The organism is Umezawaea sp. (assembly GCF_057122925.1).
In genome coordinates, this window is sequence record NZ_DBNGPQ010000109.1 from 1 (window position 1) to 15,258 (window position 15,258).

Consider the following 15,258-nt stretch of genomic DNA (forward strand, 5'->3'; position numbering starts at 1 on the left):
GGGGGGGGGCGTCGACCGCACCCCCGCGCGCGGCGTCCGGGGTGGGATTTCTCTCACTCCCCGGCTGGTGGGATCCCCGTCGCGGTCGCGGGCGTTCCCCCGGCATGACCGCGGATCTTCAGGCCGACTGGACCGAGTGGCACCACCGACGCGAGGCCGTGCTCCGGCAACCCCACGGGTGGCTGAGCCTGACCGGGCTGCTGTGGCTGGACGAGTCGCCCCGGCGGTTCCCAGGGGTGCCCGGCGAGTGGACCGTCGCCGGTGGCCGCGCCCAGGTGAGCGCTGCCGCCGCCGAAGGCCTGGTGGTCGACGGCGCGGTGCTCGACGGGACGGCGTCGGTCGAGGTGGCCGAGCAGGGCTCGGAGCTCTTCGCCTCCTACGGCGACGTGCGGGTGGAGGTCGCCCTGCGGTCCGGCCGGTACGCGCTGCGGCCCCGCGACCCGAACTCCCCCACCCGGTTGGCGTTCACCGGGGTGCCCGCGTTCGACGTGCGGCCCGAGTTCGTCGTCGACGCCGAGTTCCGCCCCTACGAGGTGCCGCGGACGGTGGTCGTCGGCTCGGCCCAGGCCGGTCTGGAGCAGGAGACCACCGTGGACGGCGTACTGGTGTTCACCCTCGGCGGGGTCGAGCAGGAACTCGCCGCGTCGGTCGACGGCGACAGCGTGAACGTCCGGTTCAGCGACGCCACCAGCGGCACGTCCACGGCTCCGTGGCGCTCCCTGTCGGGCCCGCTGGTCGACGGGCGCGCGGTGCTGGACTTCAACCGCGCCACCAACATGCCCTTCTCCTTCTCCCCCTACGGCACGTGCCCCGAGCCGCCGGAGGGCAACGTCGTCACGGTCGCCGTCGAGGCGGGCGAGCGCACCCCCGCCTAGGCCGTCGCTCACCCGAGCGCCTCGCGGTTGGTTTCGGTCTACACTGAAGCCACTGAGCGCACGCGCGAGGCCGAGACCACCGCCGCGAGCGTCAGCCCGCCCAGGACCGCCGCGGTGCCCGGATAGCCCGCGAGGCCGAGACCGAGCCCGCCGAGCGCCGAGCCGACGAAGACGCCCAGGCTCATGCCCGCCGCGTTGATCCCGAGCGCCGAGCCGCGCAGCGGGCCGCACCGGCGCACCAGCAGGGTCGTCACGCAGGCCGCGACGCCCGCGTGGCCGGCGCCGAGCAGCACCGTCAGCGCCAGCGCGAGCGGCAGGGTGGGCGCGAAGTAGAAGCCGACGACGGCGCCGAGCGCGACCACGAGGCACACCACCATGACCCGCTCGGTCCTCCGGCCCTCCGCGGCGGCGTTGGTGAACCGGCCCGCGAACAGGTTGCCGACGAAGAACGAGCCGCCGCTGAGCGTCCACACGAGCGCGAACACGCCGGGGGACAACGAGAAGCGCTCGCCGTAGAACGCGGCCAGGTACGACAGGTAGCCCATGAACGCCGCGGTGCGCAGCAGGGCGACGGCCAGCAGCGGCACGGCACCGGGCACGGAGCCCAAGGCGCGCAACGACTCCAGGTAACCGATCCGCGGTCTCGGGGCGAGCACGGGGCCTCGGCGCGCGCGGAACAGCGCGGCGAGCGCGAACGAGATCACCGAGACGGCCACCAGGTCGCCCTGCCAGCCCCACAGCAGCGCGGGCGCGGCGACCAGCGGCGCGGCGAGCATCGCCGTCAGCGACTGCGTCGCCGTGACGAGCGTGGCCGCGCGGCCCGCGGCGGGGCCGTCGCCGAACCGGTCGGCCGCCATCGCCGCCGTGGCGGGCGCCAGCACGGACGTGCCCGCGCCGACGAGCAGCGCGAACGCCACCCAGGCGACGAAGTGACCGGTCGCGCCGAGCAGCGAGGACAGGCCGAGCAGCGCCAGACCGGCCGCCGCCACGTGCCGCTTGGGCAGCCGGTCGAGCAGCGGCGCCACGGCCGCGCCCACGGCCAGCGCGGCCAGGCCGCCGAGCCCGCGCAGGCTGCCCAGCGCGGCCACGCCGCTGCCAGCCTCCTCCGCGATCGGCACCAGGAACGTGCTGAACACGGTGAACGGCAGCAGGCCGACGGCCGAGGCGAGCAGGACCGGCCCGAGCGCGCGGGCCATCCGCAGGTCGCCCGGCACGGGCGGATCCGTTGTCGTGGCGGTCATGGGAGCCTCGTCCGGTAGGGGGACCCGAACGTACCTCCGGGGTACGACGGTTCCGGGTCGCCGCCCGTTGCCCGCTGTTTCCCCTTCCGGGAAACCCCGAGGCGCCGCCCGGCGGAAGCCGGACGGCGCCTCGGGGACGCGAGGACGTGCTACGGGTAGCTGACCAGGTTCGCGACCGTCGCGTTGCCGGGGCCCACCGTCCCACCGGTGGTGTTGACGATGTTGCGGATCGTGCCCTGGTTGCCGCCGAGCGAGACGGTCACCATGTTGTGGAAGCGCACGTTCGGGTGGTTGGGCGTCTCGATCGCGCGGGCGTTCACCACGCTCGGGTTGACGTTGAAGAAGCAGTAGCTGCCGAATCCCCAGACCTCGTGGCTGGTGACCGAGTTCGCGACCTTGTACGCCGCGTAGCCCTGCGTGGAGCCGTTCATGTAGGCCGCCTGGTTCGGCGGGTCGTACGGCATCTCGTTCTGGTAGAAGTACGTCTTGCCGCCGTTGCCGTTCCAGATGGTCTGGTACTTCTGGTAGTGCTCGACGAACAGGCCGTACATCGTCACGTTGTCGCCGTTGACGATCAGCCCGGTGTCCGAGGTGTTGACGGTCCAGCCCACCCCGTTGCCCGTGCTGTCGCCGTGGTCACCGCGCCAGATCCACAGGTGGTCGCCGATGACGTTGTCGCTGTTGATGACGAGGTTCGTCGTGGCCCGCCCGACGACCGCGCCGCCGACCCGGAAGAACACGTCGTTCAGCGACGTCGGGTTGGCCGAGTGGTTCGCGCTGGAGCCCGCGGGGCCGATCTCCATCAGCAGGTTGGAGTTCGTGGTGCCCGCGTCGACCAGGATGCCCGCGATCTTGACGCCGTCGACGTCCGCGACGGTCATCGCGGTGACGCCGTTCTCCGGGATCAGCGTCGCCAGGCCGAGGCCGAGCACGACGGTGTCCGGACGGGTGACGCGGATCGTCTCGTTCAAGCGGTGCACACCCGGTCCGAAGATCAGGTCCTTGCCCGCGGCGAGCGCGGCGTTGATGGCGCTCGCCGAGGTGCCCGGCTTGGCCACGAAGAACTGGCTGATGGGCAGGTTCTGGCCGGCGGGGGTGCCGTTCGTCCAGCTCGCGCCCGCGGAGTTGTTCCGCAGCGCGGGGACGAAGACGTTGTAGCCGCCCGCCGCGTCGATGTTGAGGAACGGCTTCTCGCGGACCTGCGGGGTCTGGTTGACCCGCGTGTACGGCGGGTTGGGGAAGGTGCCCGCGGGGGCGTTGGTCGCGCCGACGAACACCATGTTCCAGTTGGACCCGGTCCAGCTGCCCATGTCGCTGTTGCGGGTCAGCCACTGCTGCTGCGAGCCGGAGCGGACCTGTCCGTCGATCTTGCTGTCGGCCAGCAGGCCGCCGCTGGACCAGCCTCCGTCGTCGAGCTGGAGGTTGCCGCGGACGTGCATGCGGCGGTACGGCGCGGCCTGCGAGACGGCCCAGCGGTCGGTGCCGCCGGTCGGGGTGACCGACAGGTTCTCCGCCGCGCGCCAGAAGTTCTGCGTCGCGTTGCCCTGGAACCAGTCGGCCTCGACGTGCACCGAGCCGTTGACGTTCACGCTGTCCGGCGACATGCCGAGACCGAGGACGTGGGTGTAGAAGCCCACGTTCACGTTCGCGTTGTACGTGCCCGGCTTGAACATCAGCGCGTACCGCTGCGTGCCGAACTGGTTGCGCTCCTGCTGCGCGAAGACCTGGTCGACCCTGCTCTGGATGCTCGCGGCCGACATCGACGGGTCGAAGATGATGGCGTTCGGGCCGAAGTCGGGCTGGCCGGGCACGGGCGTGGTACCTCCTGCGGGGACGAGGCTGAACGTCTGCGCGCCCGACCCGTTGCAGGTGTACTGCTGGAGCTGCACGCTGTCCGCCGTGGACGCGCTCGGCACGTCGAGGCACTTCCCGCTCAGCCTGCTGACGAAGCGGTACGAACCACCTGCCTGCTCGACCGCCTGCCACTGCTGGTTGTTGCCACCACCATAGGTCCACAGGTGGATCAGTCCACCGTCGGCGGTGGACACGTCCGCCACGTCGAGCACCTGCGCGGAGTTGTCGCGGGCGTTGATCCTGCTGAACCCGCCGCTGGTGGGCTGGAACTGCCACTGCTGGGCGCTGCTGCTGTTGCAGGTGTACTGCTGGACCGCGGTGCCGTTGGCGGTCGCGGCGGCACGCGCGTCGACGCACTTGCCGCTGCCCTGGTTCACGACCGTGTACCAGGTGCCGGGGTCGACCGCCGCGTTCGCGGCGGGAGCGGCGGCCAGGGCCGTGATCGTGCCCGCGATGATCGCCAGCACGGCGGCGAGCGCCGTTCGGCGACCGCGCGGCACGCGGGACTGGGGACGTGGGAGCACTGGGGAAACCCTCCTCGGCCGCGCTGCGCGGCGTCGTCGCCAACGCGCGCGGAGGCGATCGGCCACCTCGCGCGGAGGACGCGGGGGGCCGGTGGCAGGGGTGCGCGCGCCGGAGTTCCGTCGAACGGTGATCAGGCAGGGTGGATTGTTCGCCGGGGGACGTCAGAGCGTTGTTCGACGATGGCCGCGCGGCTCCGAAAAGGCGAGACTACCGACTCTCGCCGGCCTCGGGTTTCCGCCGATGTCGATGTCGTGCATCGACGTCGGTTCTGCTCACCGGGGCTCCCTCCTGCGTGGTTCAGGACGTTATGACTGTTACCGCCAGGTGTCAATACATCACTTAAACTAAGTCTTGAAGCATGTTCTCCCGGCGACCGCGGCGACGGGCGGGAAAACCGGTCCATAGGATGCGCCGGTGGCCACCCTCGCGTTCGAGACCGTCTTCCGCGGCACCCCTCCCGCTCGCGACAGCGCCTACCTGCTGGACCAGTCGGTCGGGTTCGTGAAGGACCACTGGCTCGGCTACCTGCCCGACCGGGCCTGCTGGCCCTCCGAGCTGGACGACCGCACCACCGTCGACCGGCGCGTCCTGTTCGCCATCGGGGAGCGCGCCGACGACGAGCTGGGCGCGGTCCACACCCTGGTCGCGACGCAGGTCTGGGCCGTCGGCACGAAGCGGCGCAACGCCGCCAAGCTGGGCTCGGTCTTCGACGCGAACCCCGGCACCGTCGGCGCCAACCTCGCCCACGCGGTGCGCACGGCCCGTGCCGACGGCGCCGTCGCGGGGTACGCGACCCTCGCCCGCCGGGGCGATCACGCGCTCGCCCGGCTCGGCGCGGCCGACGGAGGCCGGGTGCTGCACTTCGGCGCGTACGACCCGGTGGCGGGCGGCCCGCTGATCCTGGACCAGCACGTCACGGTGGGCGTGAACGCCCTGCGCGGCTCGAACTGGAGCCCGGACGGACCGTGGTCGACCGAGCAGTACGGCGACTACCTCCGCTACGCGCGGGAGTGGGCGGAGCGCTGGGCGCCGGGCACGGCGACCGACCTCGTGGAGCGCACCCTGGCCGCGGCCGGGCAGGCGCTCGGCCGCGCCTGACGCCGTTCCGGTCCACCGCGATCCGCGCCGTCCCCGCCCGGTCCTTTCTCCGGACCGGGCCGGACGCAGTGCGCGACCGAACGGTGAACGGTTCACCGGAGGCGGTTTTATCGCCCATTCGTACTCCATTCGTGGAGGTTCGTGTCCCAGGTGGTTGCGAATAGGGTCGACAAGTGGTTCTCCATTCCCTGTTTCCGCCGGGTGGTCGTGTTCCGGAAAGCGAATCCGCGCTTCACCGACCACGACCAACCCCGCGGGGCATTCGATGCCGAGCACGTTCTCCCGGCGCGTCGTCCACACCGACCCGGCCTCGGCGCGGACCGCCCTCGACGGCCCTGCCCGCGCGGGCACCGCCGTCGCGCCGGCGCTCGTCACGATCGACGAGGGTGGGGCTGCGCCGCGCGCGGACGCCAGGGCCGGGTCGGCGAGGTCGCCGTCGACGAGATCCGATCCGAACTCCTCGAAGGCCTGGCGACCGGCTCACCCCCGAACTGGTCAGGCACACGCTTTCCCTGCGCGGGCGCCGGAGAGGGAGGTGAAAGCGAGTGGACCGGACCTCGGGCGGGTCCCCTTCGGCCGGTGGCGCACGGGTGACAGCCAGTGGCGCGCATCAGGGAGAAGATGTGGTCCACGGTTCGCCGCTGTTGACGAAGTACGATCCCGCGATGGTCACCGCGGGCGAGCACAACGCGATCACCGACGTGCCGGGCATCAGGGTCGGCAACGCCACCAGGACCGGCGGAGGGGCGCTGACCGGGACCACCGTGGTCCTGCTGCCGGAGGGTTCGCTGGCGACGGTGGACGTCCGGGGCGGGGCGCCCGCGACCCGTGAGACGGCGGCGCTGGACCCCCGGTACGGCGGGCGCGCCGTACCGGCGATCGTGCTCACCGGCGGCAGCTCGTACGGGCTGGCGGCGGCCGACGGCGTGCAGGCGTGGCTGGGCACCGACGACCCGCTGGTGCCCGCCGCCGCGCTCTTCGACCTCGGCCGCGGCGGCGACTTCGCGCTCCGGCCCACGCCCGCGTTCGGCGTGGAGGCCGCGTCGGCGGCGACGGCGGCGTCCTTCGGCTGCGGCAACGTCGGAGCGGGCGCCGGTGCGGTGAACGCCGACCTCAAGGGCGGGCTCGGCACCGCCAGCGCGGTGCTGCCGGACGGCACGGTCGTCGCCGCGCTGGCCGCGCTGAACGCCGTCGGATCGTCCGTGGACCACACCACCGGGCTGCCCCACGGTCTGTCCCTGGGTGCGGCGGGCCGCCTCCGCGACGGCGAACCCGTCGGCTGGCGGGAGTTCCCCGCCGCCGGGGGTGACGAACCGACCGAGCCGCCCCCGACGGGCGGCAACCCGCTCAACACGGTCATCGGCGTCGTGGCCACCACCGCCCGCCTCTCCCCCTCCGACCTGTACCGGCTGGCGAACGCGGGCCAGGACGGCCTGGCGCTGGCCGTGCGGCCCGCCCACGGCCTGTTCGACGGCGACACGGTGTTCTCGGTGTCCACCGGCACGGCGGAGACCGACCCCGAGGCGGTCGTCGCGGCGGCGGCCGAGGTGTTCGCGCGGGCGCTGGTGCACGGGCTGCTGGCCGCGGAGTCGGTCACGACGACCGCCGGGCACCTGGTGGCGTACCGGGAGCGGTACCCGAGGACGGCGGCCGGGTACCGGCGCTAGTCAGGGGTGGACCGCGCCGGGGACCAGGCCCGCGCGGTGGGCGAAGACGACCGCGTGGACCCGGTCGCGCAGGCCCAGCTTGGCCAGCAGGCGCGACACGTAGGTCTTCACGGTCTCGTGGCTGATCACCAGCGCCGCCGCGATCTCCGCGTTGGACAGGCCCTCGGCGATCAGCTTCAGGACCTCCAGCTCGCGCGGCGTCAGCGGGTGCTCGGGGTCCGGCGTGGTCGGCTGGACGCGGGACGCGAACCGGCCGATGAGGGTCCGCGTCACGGCGGGCGCCAGCAGGGAGTCTCCCCCGGCGACCGTGCGGATGCCCGCGATCAGGTCCGCGGGCGCCGCGTCCTTGAGCAGGAACCCGCTCGCCCCGGCCCGCAGCGCCTCGTACACGTACTCGTCGAGGGTGAAGGTGGTCACCACCAGCACCTTCACCGGTTCGGCCACACCCTCGCCCGCGAGCCGCCGGGTCGCCTCGATGCCGTCCAGCACGGGCATCCGGATGTCCATCACGACGACGTCGGGCCGCACCTCGCGGACCAGGTCGACCGCCGCGCGGCCGTCGGCGGCCTCGCCGACCACCTCGATGTCGGGCTGGGCACCGAAGATCGTCGCATAACCGGTGCGCACCAGTTCCTGGTCGTCGCACACCACCACCCGGATCACGCGCAGACCCTAGCGCCACCCCGGCGGGCGGAGCGCGCGGCGGTCAGCTCGCCGTGTAGACCGCGGCGTCCCCGTGGTGCGGCACGCCGACGCGGGCCAGCTCGTCGAACGTCCTGGCGTCCAGCACGACCATCCCCGCCCGGCCGTCGCGGCCGTCCAGCACGACGGACAGCAGCACGCCGTCGTCCTCGTGCCGGGCCGTCGGCGAGGGCACGAACACGGGCTCGCCGGGGTGCTGGCCGGGTTCGTGCCACACGCACGTGTCGCCCGAGTGCACGTCGATCTTCACCAGGCTGTCGAACACCGAGCCGCCGCGCGCGTCCCGGACGCCGACGCCGTAGGCGAACCGGTAGTCGCCGCCGTTGTGCGCGCGGTAGGAGATGCGGGGCAGCTCGAACGCCTCGCTCGCCAGGCGGCGGGTGTGCACCACGCCGCCGAGCAGGTCGATCTCGTAGCGGGTCGGCAGCGCGAGGGGCAGTTCGCCGCGCCAGCGGGAGGGCCGGGGCGCGTTGACCGGGTCGGCGTTGGGGTAGGAGCAGATGTCCAGCACCACGCGGTGGCCCGCGTCGCGGGCGTTGATGTGGTGGAAGGCGAAGAACGCCTCGGTGCGGTGGTCCGCGACGATCCGGCCGTCGGCCTGGTCGACCACGATGAACCGGGTGCCGAGTTCGGGGCGCCAGCGGTGGTTGGAGATGAACGGCCTGCCGGGCGCGAGCGGGTGGCGCGGGTCCACGACGTACGGGTACTCGACCAGCACGACGAACCTGTCGGTGACCGCGAAGCTGTGCAGGTAGCCGGGGTTCTCGGTCGGCACGGCCACCAGCAGCTCCCTGACCCTGCTGCCGGGGCGCCTGCGGTGGATGCGGTACTCGCTGCGCTCGCCGAAGCGCAGGACGTAGTCGAGCACGTCGCCGGTGAGCGGCGCGTGGTGCGGGTGCGCGCTGGGCACGGCCGTCGGCAGGCCGCCCGCGATGCCGACGCCGTCGAGCACGCCGGGGTCGAAGTCGACCGCGATCGGGGTGTCGTGGCGGGCCCACTGGCGGTCGGCGAGCGACAGCACGTTCGCGGCGGCGTTGGGAGCGATCCGGTACCGGGTCAGGAAGCGGGAGAACAGCGAGCGGCACGGGTCCGCGGTGAACCCGGCGAAGTCGATGCGGCCACGGTCGCGCGGGGTGGGCACGCCGTCGGGCGAGACCGACCGGTAGGCCACCGCTCCGCCGCCGAAACCGAAGCGGTGCAACGCCGACGGGCCGCCGAGCCAGTTGCGGAACGCCGACGGCGAGGTGGCGGGGCCGGTGCGCAGGAGGGTGCCCGAGAGCCAGTTCGGCACAGCGCCCTCGACGGGGAGGACGGGTGCGGGAACGTCCACGGCCATCCCGTCTTGCACCCCGTGCATGGCAGACCTACTCCCGGTTGGTGGAAACCTCGTTATGGAACACCGTTGTTATTCGGTTAGTCAAGCAAGCGGGCACGTCAGGGTGCGGGATACCGCGCCGCGTAACGGGTTGGTGACTCACCGATCATGGCGGTGAAGTCGCGGGCCAGGTGGGCTTGGTCCGAGTAGCCCAGTTCCGCGGCCACCCCGGCCCAGTCGACCGCCGCCGAACGAGCCATCCTGTCCGTCACCTCGCGGAGCCGGTACCGGCGGATCACCCACTTCGGGCCCACGCCAACGTACTCGGCGAACAGCCGCTGCACAGATCGGACGTGGGTGCCGAGGCGCTCGGCCAGGTCGGAGACCCTGGTGAGGCCGGGATCACCGGCCACCAGCGCGACCACCGACGCCACGTGCTCGGCCGCCGGATCGGGCGCGGGCCACGCGGAGCGCAGGAACCCCTCGACGATCCGCGCCTGTTCCCCGGCGTCCTCGGCCTCCAGCACGGCGCGAGCGGGAACCGGGCCGAACACCTCGGCGGCGGGCAGGACCCGGCCCGTGATCGTGGACACGGACCGGCCGAGGAACGGCCGGAAGCAGCCGGGCCGGAACGCCACGCCGAACACCCGGCCCGCGCCCGCCAGCACCTTGTGGCCGGACCGGCGGCCGACGCCGTGCACCTGCGCGGCACCGTTCGGGAAGGACAGCTGCACGGTCGGGTTCGGCACGACCAGCTGCCGGTACGGCGGTTGGTCGCCCAGGTCCCAGGAGACGGCCCAGAAGTGGTCCACGAAGGACGCCAGGTCGGCGGCGGGCTCGGGGAACGAGTGGACCTGGAAGTCCGCCCACGCACCGCCGACCTCCCGCACGTCCCGCTCCGCCACGGTGGGGATCCTACGTGTCGCGTTCGTCCAAGACAGCGCCGCGGCGCGCTCCTACCGTGGCGGCACAACGGGAACACGCCAGTGGGGAGCACGGACATGGCACGGGGACGACTGGTCGGGAGCACCGCGGCGACGACGATCGGCGTGCTGCGCAGCGTGCGCGACCTGGACGCGCCGACGCCGTGCGCGGAGTTCGACGTGCGCGCGCTGCTCGGGCACCTGCTCACCTGGGGGCCGTCGCTGGCGGGCGCGGGACGCGGGGAGGCCGTGCCGCCGCTGGAGGGCGTGCGCGTCGGCGACGACTGGGCGGAGCGGGTGGCGGCGCAGGTCGAGGACGTCGCCGCCGCGTGGGGCGACGACGCCGCGTGGGAGGGCACGACGCACATGGGCGGCCCGACGGAGATGCCCGCCGACCTGGTCGGCGGGATGGTGCTGGTGGAGCTGCTGGTGCACGGCTGGGACCTCGGCCGGGCGAGCGGGCAGCGGCCGGAGTGGGACGACGACGTCCTGGGGTTCGCCCTCGGCGAGGTGGCGAAGACCGCGGACCAGGGCCGCGCCATGGGGGTGTACGGCGCGGAGGTCGTCGTGCCCGACGGGGCGCCCACCGTGGACCGGGTGCTCGGGTTGACCGGGCGCGATCCGCGGTGGAAGCCGTAACACCGTGTCAGATCCGGCAGGCTTCCAATTTCGTCACGAGAATCGCCTCGGCGCCGATGTTCATCAGCTCGTCCATGAGCCGCTGAATTCCACGCCGCTCCACCAGGGAACGCACCGCGACCCATCCTTCTTTCGCCAGGGGCGACAAGGTCGGGGATTCGCGGCCAGGGGTCAATTCGCACGCCCGGTCGACCACGTCCGTGCGGCACACGTAATCGATCAACACGAATTCACGGGCGTGCAGCACGCCTTGCAAGCGCTGCACCAGCACTTCTACGGCGGTCTCCAACTCGGGTGACAACTTTCGCCCCTCGGTGCGGACGAGGACCGCTTCCGAGGCGAGGACGGGATCGCCGAACGCCTCCAAACCGGCGTTGCGCAGGGAGGTCCCGGTCTCGACGACGTCGGCGACGGCGTCGGCGAGGCCGAGGGCGACCGCGTTCTCCACGGCGCCCTCCAGCTTGACCAGGTGCGCGCTCACACCCAGTCCCACCAGGTACTTCCCGACCAGGGTCGGGTAGCTCGTCGCCACCTTGCGCCCGTCGAGCGCGGCGACCTCGGAGACCTCCCCCGGCTTGGCGGCGAACCGGAACTTCGACTTGGCGAATCCGAGGGGAAGGATTTCCTTGGCGGCGGCACCCGAGTCGTGCAGGAGATCCCGACCGGTGATGCCGACGTTGAGCGCACCACTTCCCACGTAGACGGCGATGTCCTTCGGGCGCTGGAAGAAGAATTCCACCCCGTGCGCGAGGTCGAGCATCGAAAGCTCGCGATTGTTGCGGTGCAGTTGATAACCCGCATCGGTCAGCAACTGCATGGCAGCGCCACTCAAAGAACCCTTGTTCGGCACTGCGACACGAAGCAGAGTCATGATCGCAATGGTCGCACAAGGCCTCCGCCATTCCACAATCAAGGCACCACGTTCGTGCCGCCGGGACGTGGCGGGCACCTCACGCTCCGCACCCGGTGCTCGCGGAACAGGCAGAACGGCGCGCACCGGCCGGGCGCGGGGACGGCCTGCTGAGACGGGGATTGCGCTCCACCGGGTACCTCGTGCTAGCTTTCCTCGTGTCAAAGTAAGTTGTGCACAAGGCAGTTGCACCGACATCCCACGGAGGACCCCGATGCGCACGTTCACCCTCACCGCGGCACTGGCACTGGTGGCGGGCCTGGTCGCGACCGCCCTGCCGCTCTCGTTCGCCGCGGCCGACACCGCGAGCGCCGAACGCCCCGGCGGACCCAAACCCACCGTGGTCCTCGTGCACGGCGCGTTCGCCGAGTCGTCGAGCTGGAACGGCGTCGTGTCCCGGCTGCGCGACCGCGGCTACCCGGTGGTCGCCGTCGCCAACCCGCTGCGCTCGCTGGACACCGACGTCGCCTACCTCAGGGCGGTGCTGGCGGGCGTGCGGGGGCCGGTCGTGCTCGCCGGGCACTCCTACGGCGGCCTGGTCATCTCCGGCGCGGCGACGGGCAACCCGAACGTCAGGTCCCTCGCCTACATCGCCGCGTTCGCCCCGGAGGCCGGTGAGTCGGCGCTCGACCTGACCGGCGAGTTCCCCGGCAGCACGCTGCCCCCGACGCTGAACCCGATCCCGCTCGGCGACGGCACCAACGACCTGACGATCAAGCAGGAGCTGTTCCGCGAGCAGTTCGCCGCCGACGTGCCCCGGCAGGAGGCGGCGCTGATGGCCGCGACCCAGCGCCCGGTCCGGGACGCCGCGCTGTCCGGCGCCGCGGGCGCACCGGCGTGGCGCGCCATCCCGTCCTGGTTCCTGATCCCGACCGCGGACAAGAACATCCCGCTGGAGGCCCAGCGGTTCATGGCGGAGCGCGCCGACGCCCGCGGCGTGGTCGAACTGCGCGGCGCCTCGCACGCGGTCACCGTCTCCCGGCCCTCGGAGGTGGCGGACCTGATCGTCCGCGCCGCCCGCTGACCGCACGCGGGCCGCCGTTCCCCGGTCCGGGGGACGGCGGCCCGCTGCGCTAGACCCGTTCCACCAGCAGGGACACGCCCTGGCCGACGCCGACGCAGAGCGTGGCGAGCCCGCGCGTGCCGCCCTCGCGCTCCAGCCGCCCGAGCAGGGTCACCACCAGGCGCGCGCCGGACGCGCCGAGCGGGTGGCCCAGCGCGATGGCCCCGCCGTCGGCGTTCACCCGCTCCTCGTCCAGCTTCAACCGCCGCACCACGGCCAGGCTCTGGACGGCGAACGCCTCGTTCAGCTCCACGGCGTCGAGCGAGTCGACGGCCCAGCCGACCCGCGCGAGCACCTTCTCCGTGGCCGGGACCGGTCCCAGCCCCATCACGTGCGGCGACACGCCCGCGCTCGCGCCCGCCACCACGCGGGCGCGGGGCGTGAGCCCGTGCTCGCGGACGGCGTCCTCGCTCGCCAGCACCAGCGCCGCGGCGCCGTCGGACAGCGGCGACGACGACCCCGCCGTGACCACACCGCCGTCCCGGAACACGGTCCTCAGCGAGGCGAGCTTCTCCAGCGAACCACCGCGTCGCGGCCCCTCGTCGACGGCGAACTCGCCGCCCTTCACCGGGACCGGCACGATCTCGGCGTCGAAGCGGCCCGCGTCGACGGCCGCGACCGCCCGTTCGTGGCTGCGCAGGGAGAACGCGTCGGAGTCCTCGCGGGTGATCCCGTCGAGCGCGGCGACCTCCTCTGCCGTCTCCCCCATCGTCAGCGTCGTGTCGGGGTCGAACCGGGGGTTCGTGAACCGCCAGCCCAGGGACGTGTCCGACACCTCGCCGGGCTTGGCCCACGGCGTGCCGGGCTTGGCCATCACCCACGGGGCGCGGGTCATCGACTCCACGCCGCCCGCGACGACCACGTCGGCCTCGCCGGAGCGGATCGCCTGCGCGGCGGTGGCCACGGCGGTGAGGCCGCTCGCGCACAGCCGGTTCACGGTGTAGCCGGGGACCTCGACGGGCAGGCCCGCGAGCAGCACGGCCATGCGGGCGACGTTCCGGTTGTCCTCACCGGCCTGGTTGGCGGCCCCGAGGACCACCTCGTCCACCGCGCCGCCGGGCAGGCCCGCCCGCCGCAGCACCTCGGCGACCACGAGCCCGGCCAGGTCGTCCGGCCGGACGCCCGCCAGCGCACCCCCGTAGCGGCCTTGGGCGGTGCGGACTCCGTCGACCAGGTACACCTCGGGCATCAGGGTTCCCTTCCTCGGCAGGACCTCCATTATCCACCGTCCGTTCGGTCAGGAAACGAGAGGTGGGCGACAATGCCGCCATGACCACGAAGCGCGGCCGTCCGGGCTACGACCTGGAGTCCCTCCTCCTGGTGGCCGTGAAGCTGTTCAACGAGCGCGGCTACGACGGCACCAGCATGGAGGACCTGGCCCGCAAGCTCGGCATCACGAAGTCCGCGATCTACTACCACGTGCCCAGCAAGGACGAGCTCCTCCGGCTGGCCGTGGACCGCGCGCTGGACGGCCTGTTCGCGGTCGTGGCCGAGGTGGACGACGTCCCCGGCCGGGCGATCGACCGCCTGGAGCACGTGCTGCGCGGCAGCGTCGCCGTCCTGGTGCGGCAGCTGCCTTTCGTCACGCTGCTGCTCCGCGTGCGGGGCAACACGAAGGTGGAGCGGACCGCGCTGGCCCGGCGCCGCGAGTTCGACCACCTCATCACCGACCTGGTGAAGCAGGCGGAGGCCGAGGGCGACGTGCGGGAGGGGCTCGACCCGGCGACGGTCGCCCGGCTCCTCTTCGGCATGGTGAACTCGCTGACCGAGTGGTACCGCCCGCGCCGCGGCTCCGACCACACCGAACTGGCCGACACCGTGTGCCACATGGCCTTCGACGGGATCCGCCGGGGCTAGACCGGGCCGCCGGAGCGCCAGTACAGCCCGGCGTCCCTGCTCAGCAGGCCCGCGTCGATCAGGTACCGGCGCAGCGAGATGTGGTCGGCCTCGCCGCCCTCGCACCAGGCCCGCAGCGCGGCGTTCACCTCCGACTCCGGGTACCTGCGCCCCGGCTCGAACGTCTGCGCCACGTGCTCCAGCACGGTCAGCCGCTTGGACCCCGCCGACGGGAACCGCACCAGCCGCCCACCCCGCACGAACGCCCGCAGCACCTGGTCCTCGTGCTCGGGCGGAGCCGCGGTGGCCGCGCTCGCGACCTCCTTGAACAGCTCGGCGTGCAGCACGACCCCGGAGGGGCCGGACGCGACCAGACCGCCCGACTCCAGCCGCCGCAACGCCTTGAGCACCACCCGGACGTCGAGGTCCGCCGCCGCGGCGATCTCCGCGGGCGAGCGGGCGCCCAGCACGACGGCGGCCACGACGCGGAGGCGTTCCGGTTCGGCCAGGAGGCCGACGAGGTGTTCGGGGGTCACGGCTCCCACCTAACCCGATCCATGACGAAGCACACAGTCGAATAATCAGTTGGTGCACCAATGATTGGTACACT

At 72.8% G+C, this 15,258-nt stretch carries 14 protein-coding genes; 6 read left to right on the forward strand and 8 right to left on the reverse strand.

The annotated features are described in order from the left end of the window. The first annotated feature begins 104 nt into the window (after positions 1-104). A complete protein-coding gene (locus tag AC156L_RS24835; RefSeq protein ID WP_484407305.1) occupies positions 105-875 on the forward strand; it encodes a DUF1684 domain-containing protein in 771 nt (256 codons plus the stop codon). A gap of 38 nt (positions 876-913) precedes the next feature. On the opposite strand, the gene AC156L_RS24840 is transcribed toward AC156L_RS24835, so the two are convergent. Next, positions 914-2,116, reverse strand: coding sequence for an MFS transporter (locus AC156L_RS24840; RefSeq protein ID WP_330877260.1), 1,203 nt, complete (start codon positions 2,114-2,116; stop codon positions 914-916). A 149-nt stretch (positions 2,117-2,265) separates the two neighbouring features. Next, positions 2,266-4,494, reverse strand: coding sequence for an RICIN domain-containing protein (locus AC156L_RS24845; protein ID WP_414719940.1), 2,229 nt, complete (start codon positions 4,492-4,494; stop codon positions 2,266-2,268). 415 nt (positions 4,495-4,909) lie between these two features. Between AC156L_RS24845 and AC156L_RS24850 the strand changes: the two genes are divergently transcribed. After that, entirely contained in the window at positions 4,910-5,593 is a 684-nt protein-coding gene (locus tag AC156L_RS24850) for an 8-oxoguanine DNA glycosylase OGG fold protein (protein WP_330877261.1), read from the forward strand. A 665-nt stretch (positions 5,594-6,258) separates the two neighbouring features. Further along, entirely contained in the window at positions 6,259-7,260 is a 1,002-nt protein-coding gene (locus AC156L_RS24855) for a P1 family peptidase (protein WP_414719945.1), read from the forward strand. Here AC156L_RS24855 and AC156L_RS24860 read toward each other — a convergent pair whose 3' ends face one another. From AC156L_RS24860 to AC156L_RS24870, 3 genes are all read right to left on the reverse strand, one after another. After that, a complete protein-coding gene (locus tag AC156L_RS24860) occupies positions 7,261-7,923 on the reverse strand; it encodes a response regulator transcription factor (RefSeq protein ID WP_330877263.1) in 663 nt (220 codons plus the stop codon). A 43-nt stretch (positions 7,924-7,966) separates the two neighbouring features. After that, complete coding sequence (locus AC156L_RS24865) at positions 7,967-9,319, reverse strand: carotenoid oxygenase family protein (protein WP_330877264.1); 1,353 nt, start codon at positions 9,317-9,319, stop codon at positions 7,967-7,969. 77 nt (positions 9,320-9,396) lie between these two features. Continuing rightward, positions 9,397-10,182 carry an AraC family transcriptional regulator gene (locus AC156L_RS24870; RefSeq protein WP_330877265.1) on the reverse strand — a complete coding sequence of 262 codons (786 nt, stop codon included), beginning with the start codon at positions 10,180-10,182 and terminating at the stop codon, positions 9,397-9,399. A 96-nt stretch (positions 10,183-10,278) separates the two neighbouring features. Here AC156L_RS24870 and AC156L_RS24875 point away from each other — a divergent pair, with 96 nt between their 5' ends. Beyond that, positions 10,279-10,839, forward strand: coding sequence for a TIGR03086 family metal-binding protein (locus tag AC156L_RS24875; protein ID WP_484407306.1), 561 nt, complete (start codon positions 10,279-10,281; stop codon positions 10,837-10,839). Between the two features lie 7 nt (positions 10,840-10,846). Here the strand turns inward: AC156L_RS24875 and hisG are convergent, their stop codons facing one another. Further along, entirely contained in the window at positions 10,847-11,704 is an 858-nt protein-coding gene (hisG, locus tag AC156L_RS24880) for an ATP phosphoribosyltransferase (protein ID WP_330877292.1), read from the reverse strand. A gap of 259 nt (positions 11,705-11,963) precedes the next feature. Here hisG and AC156L_RS24885 point away from each other — a divergent pair, with 259 nt between their 5' ends. Then, positions 11,964-12,773 (forward strand): alpha/beta fold hydrolase, encoded by an 810-nt coding sequence (locus tag AC156L_RS24885; protein WP_330877267.1) that lies wholly within the window; start codon positions 11,964-11,966, stop codon positions 12,771-12,773. Positions 12,774-12,822: 49 nt separating this feature from the next. Here AC156L_RS24885 and AC156L_RS24890 read toward each other — a convergent pair whose 3' ends face one another. Then, positions 12,823-14,001 carry a thiolase family protein gene (locus AC156L_RS24890; protein WP_330877268.1) on the reverse strand — a complete coding sequence of 393 codons (1,179 nt, stop codon included), beginning with the start codon at positions 13,999-14,001 and terminating at the stop codon, positions 12,823-12,825. 80 nt (positions 14,002-14,081) lie between these two features. On the opposite strand from AC156L_RS24890, the gene AC156L_RS24895 reads away from it, so the two are divergent. Next, positions 14,082-14,669, forward strand: a complete 588-nt coding sequence (locus tag AC156L_RS24895; RefSeq protein WP_330877269.1) for a TetR/AcrR family transcriptional regulator — start codon at positions 14,082-14,084, stop codon at positions 14,667-14,669. Here the strand turns inward: AC156L_RS24895 and AC156L_RS24900 are convergent. Further along, positions 14,666-15,184, reverse strand: coding sequence for a DUF2087 domain-containing protein (locus AC156L_RS24900; protein WP_330877270.1), 519 nt, complete (start codon positions 15,182-15,184; stop codon positions 14,666-14,668). The genes AC156L_RS24895 and AC156L_RS24900 overlap by 4 nt on opposite strands. Positions 15,185-15,258: the final 74 nt, after the last annotated feature.

Bases quoted from the DNA above. Each gene is read 5' to 3' on its own strand.
- AC156L_RS24835 (WP_484407305.1), top strand. From the start codon at position 105: ATGACCGCGGATCTTCAGGCCGACTGGACCGAGTGGCACCACCGACGC.
- AC156L_RS24840 (WP_330877260.1), bottom strand. From the start codon at position 2,116: ATGACCGCCACGACAACGGATCCGCCCGTGCCGGGCGACCTGCGGATG.
- AC156L_RS24855 (WP_414719945.1), top strand. From the start codon at position 6,259: ATGGTCACCGCGGGCGAGCACAACGCGATCACCGACGTGCCGGGCATC.
- AC156L_RS24865 (WP_330877264.1), bottom strand. From the start codon at position 9,319: ATGCACGGGGTGCAAGACGGGATGGCCGTGGACGTTCCCGCACCCGTC.
- AC156L_RS24875 (WP_484407306.1), top strand. From the start codon at position 10,279: ATGGCACGGGGACGACTGGTCGGGAGCACCGCGGCGACGACGATCGGC.
- AC156L_RS24885 (WP_330877267.1), top strand. From the start codon at position 11,964: ATGCGCACGTTCACCCTCACCGCGGCACTGGCACTGGTGGCGGGCCTG.
- AC156L_RS24890 (WP_330877268.1), bottom strand. From the start codon at position 14,001: ATGCCCGAGGTGTACCTGGTCGACGGAGTCCGCACCGCCCAAGGCCGC.
- AC156L_RS24895 (WP_330877269.1), top strand. From the start codon at position 14,082: ATGACCACGAAGCGCGGCCGTCCGGGCTACGACCTGGAGTCCCTCCTC.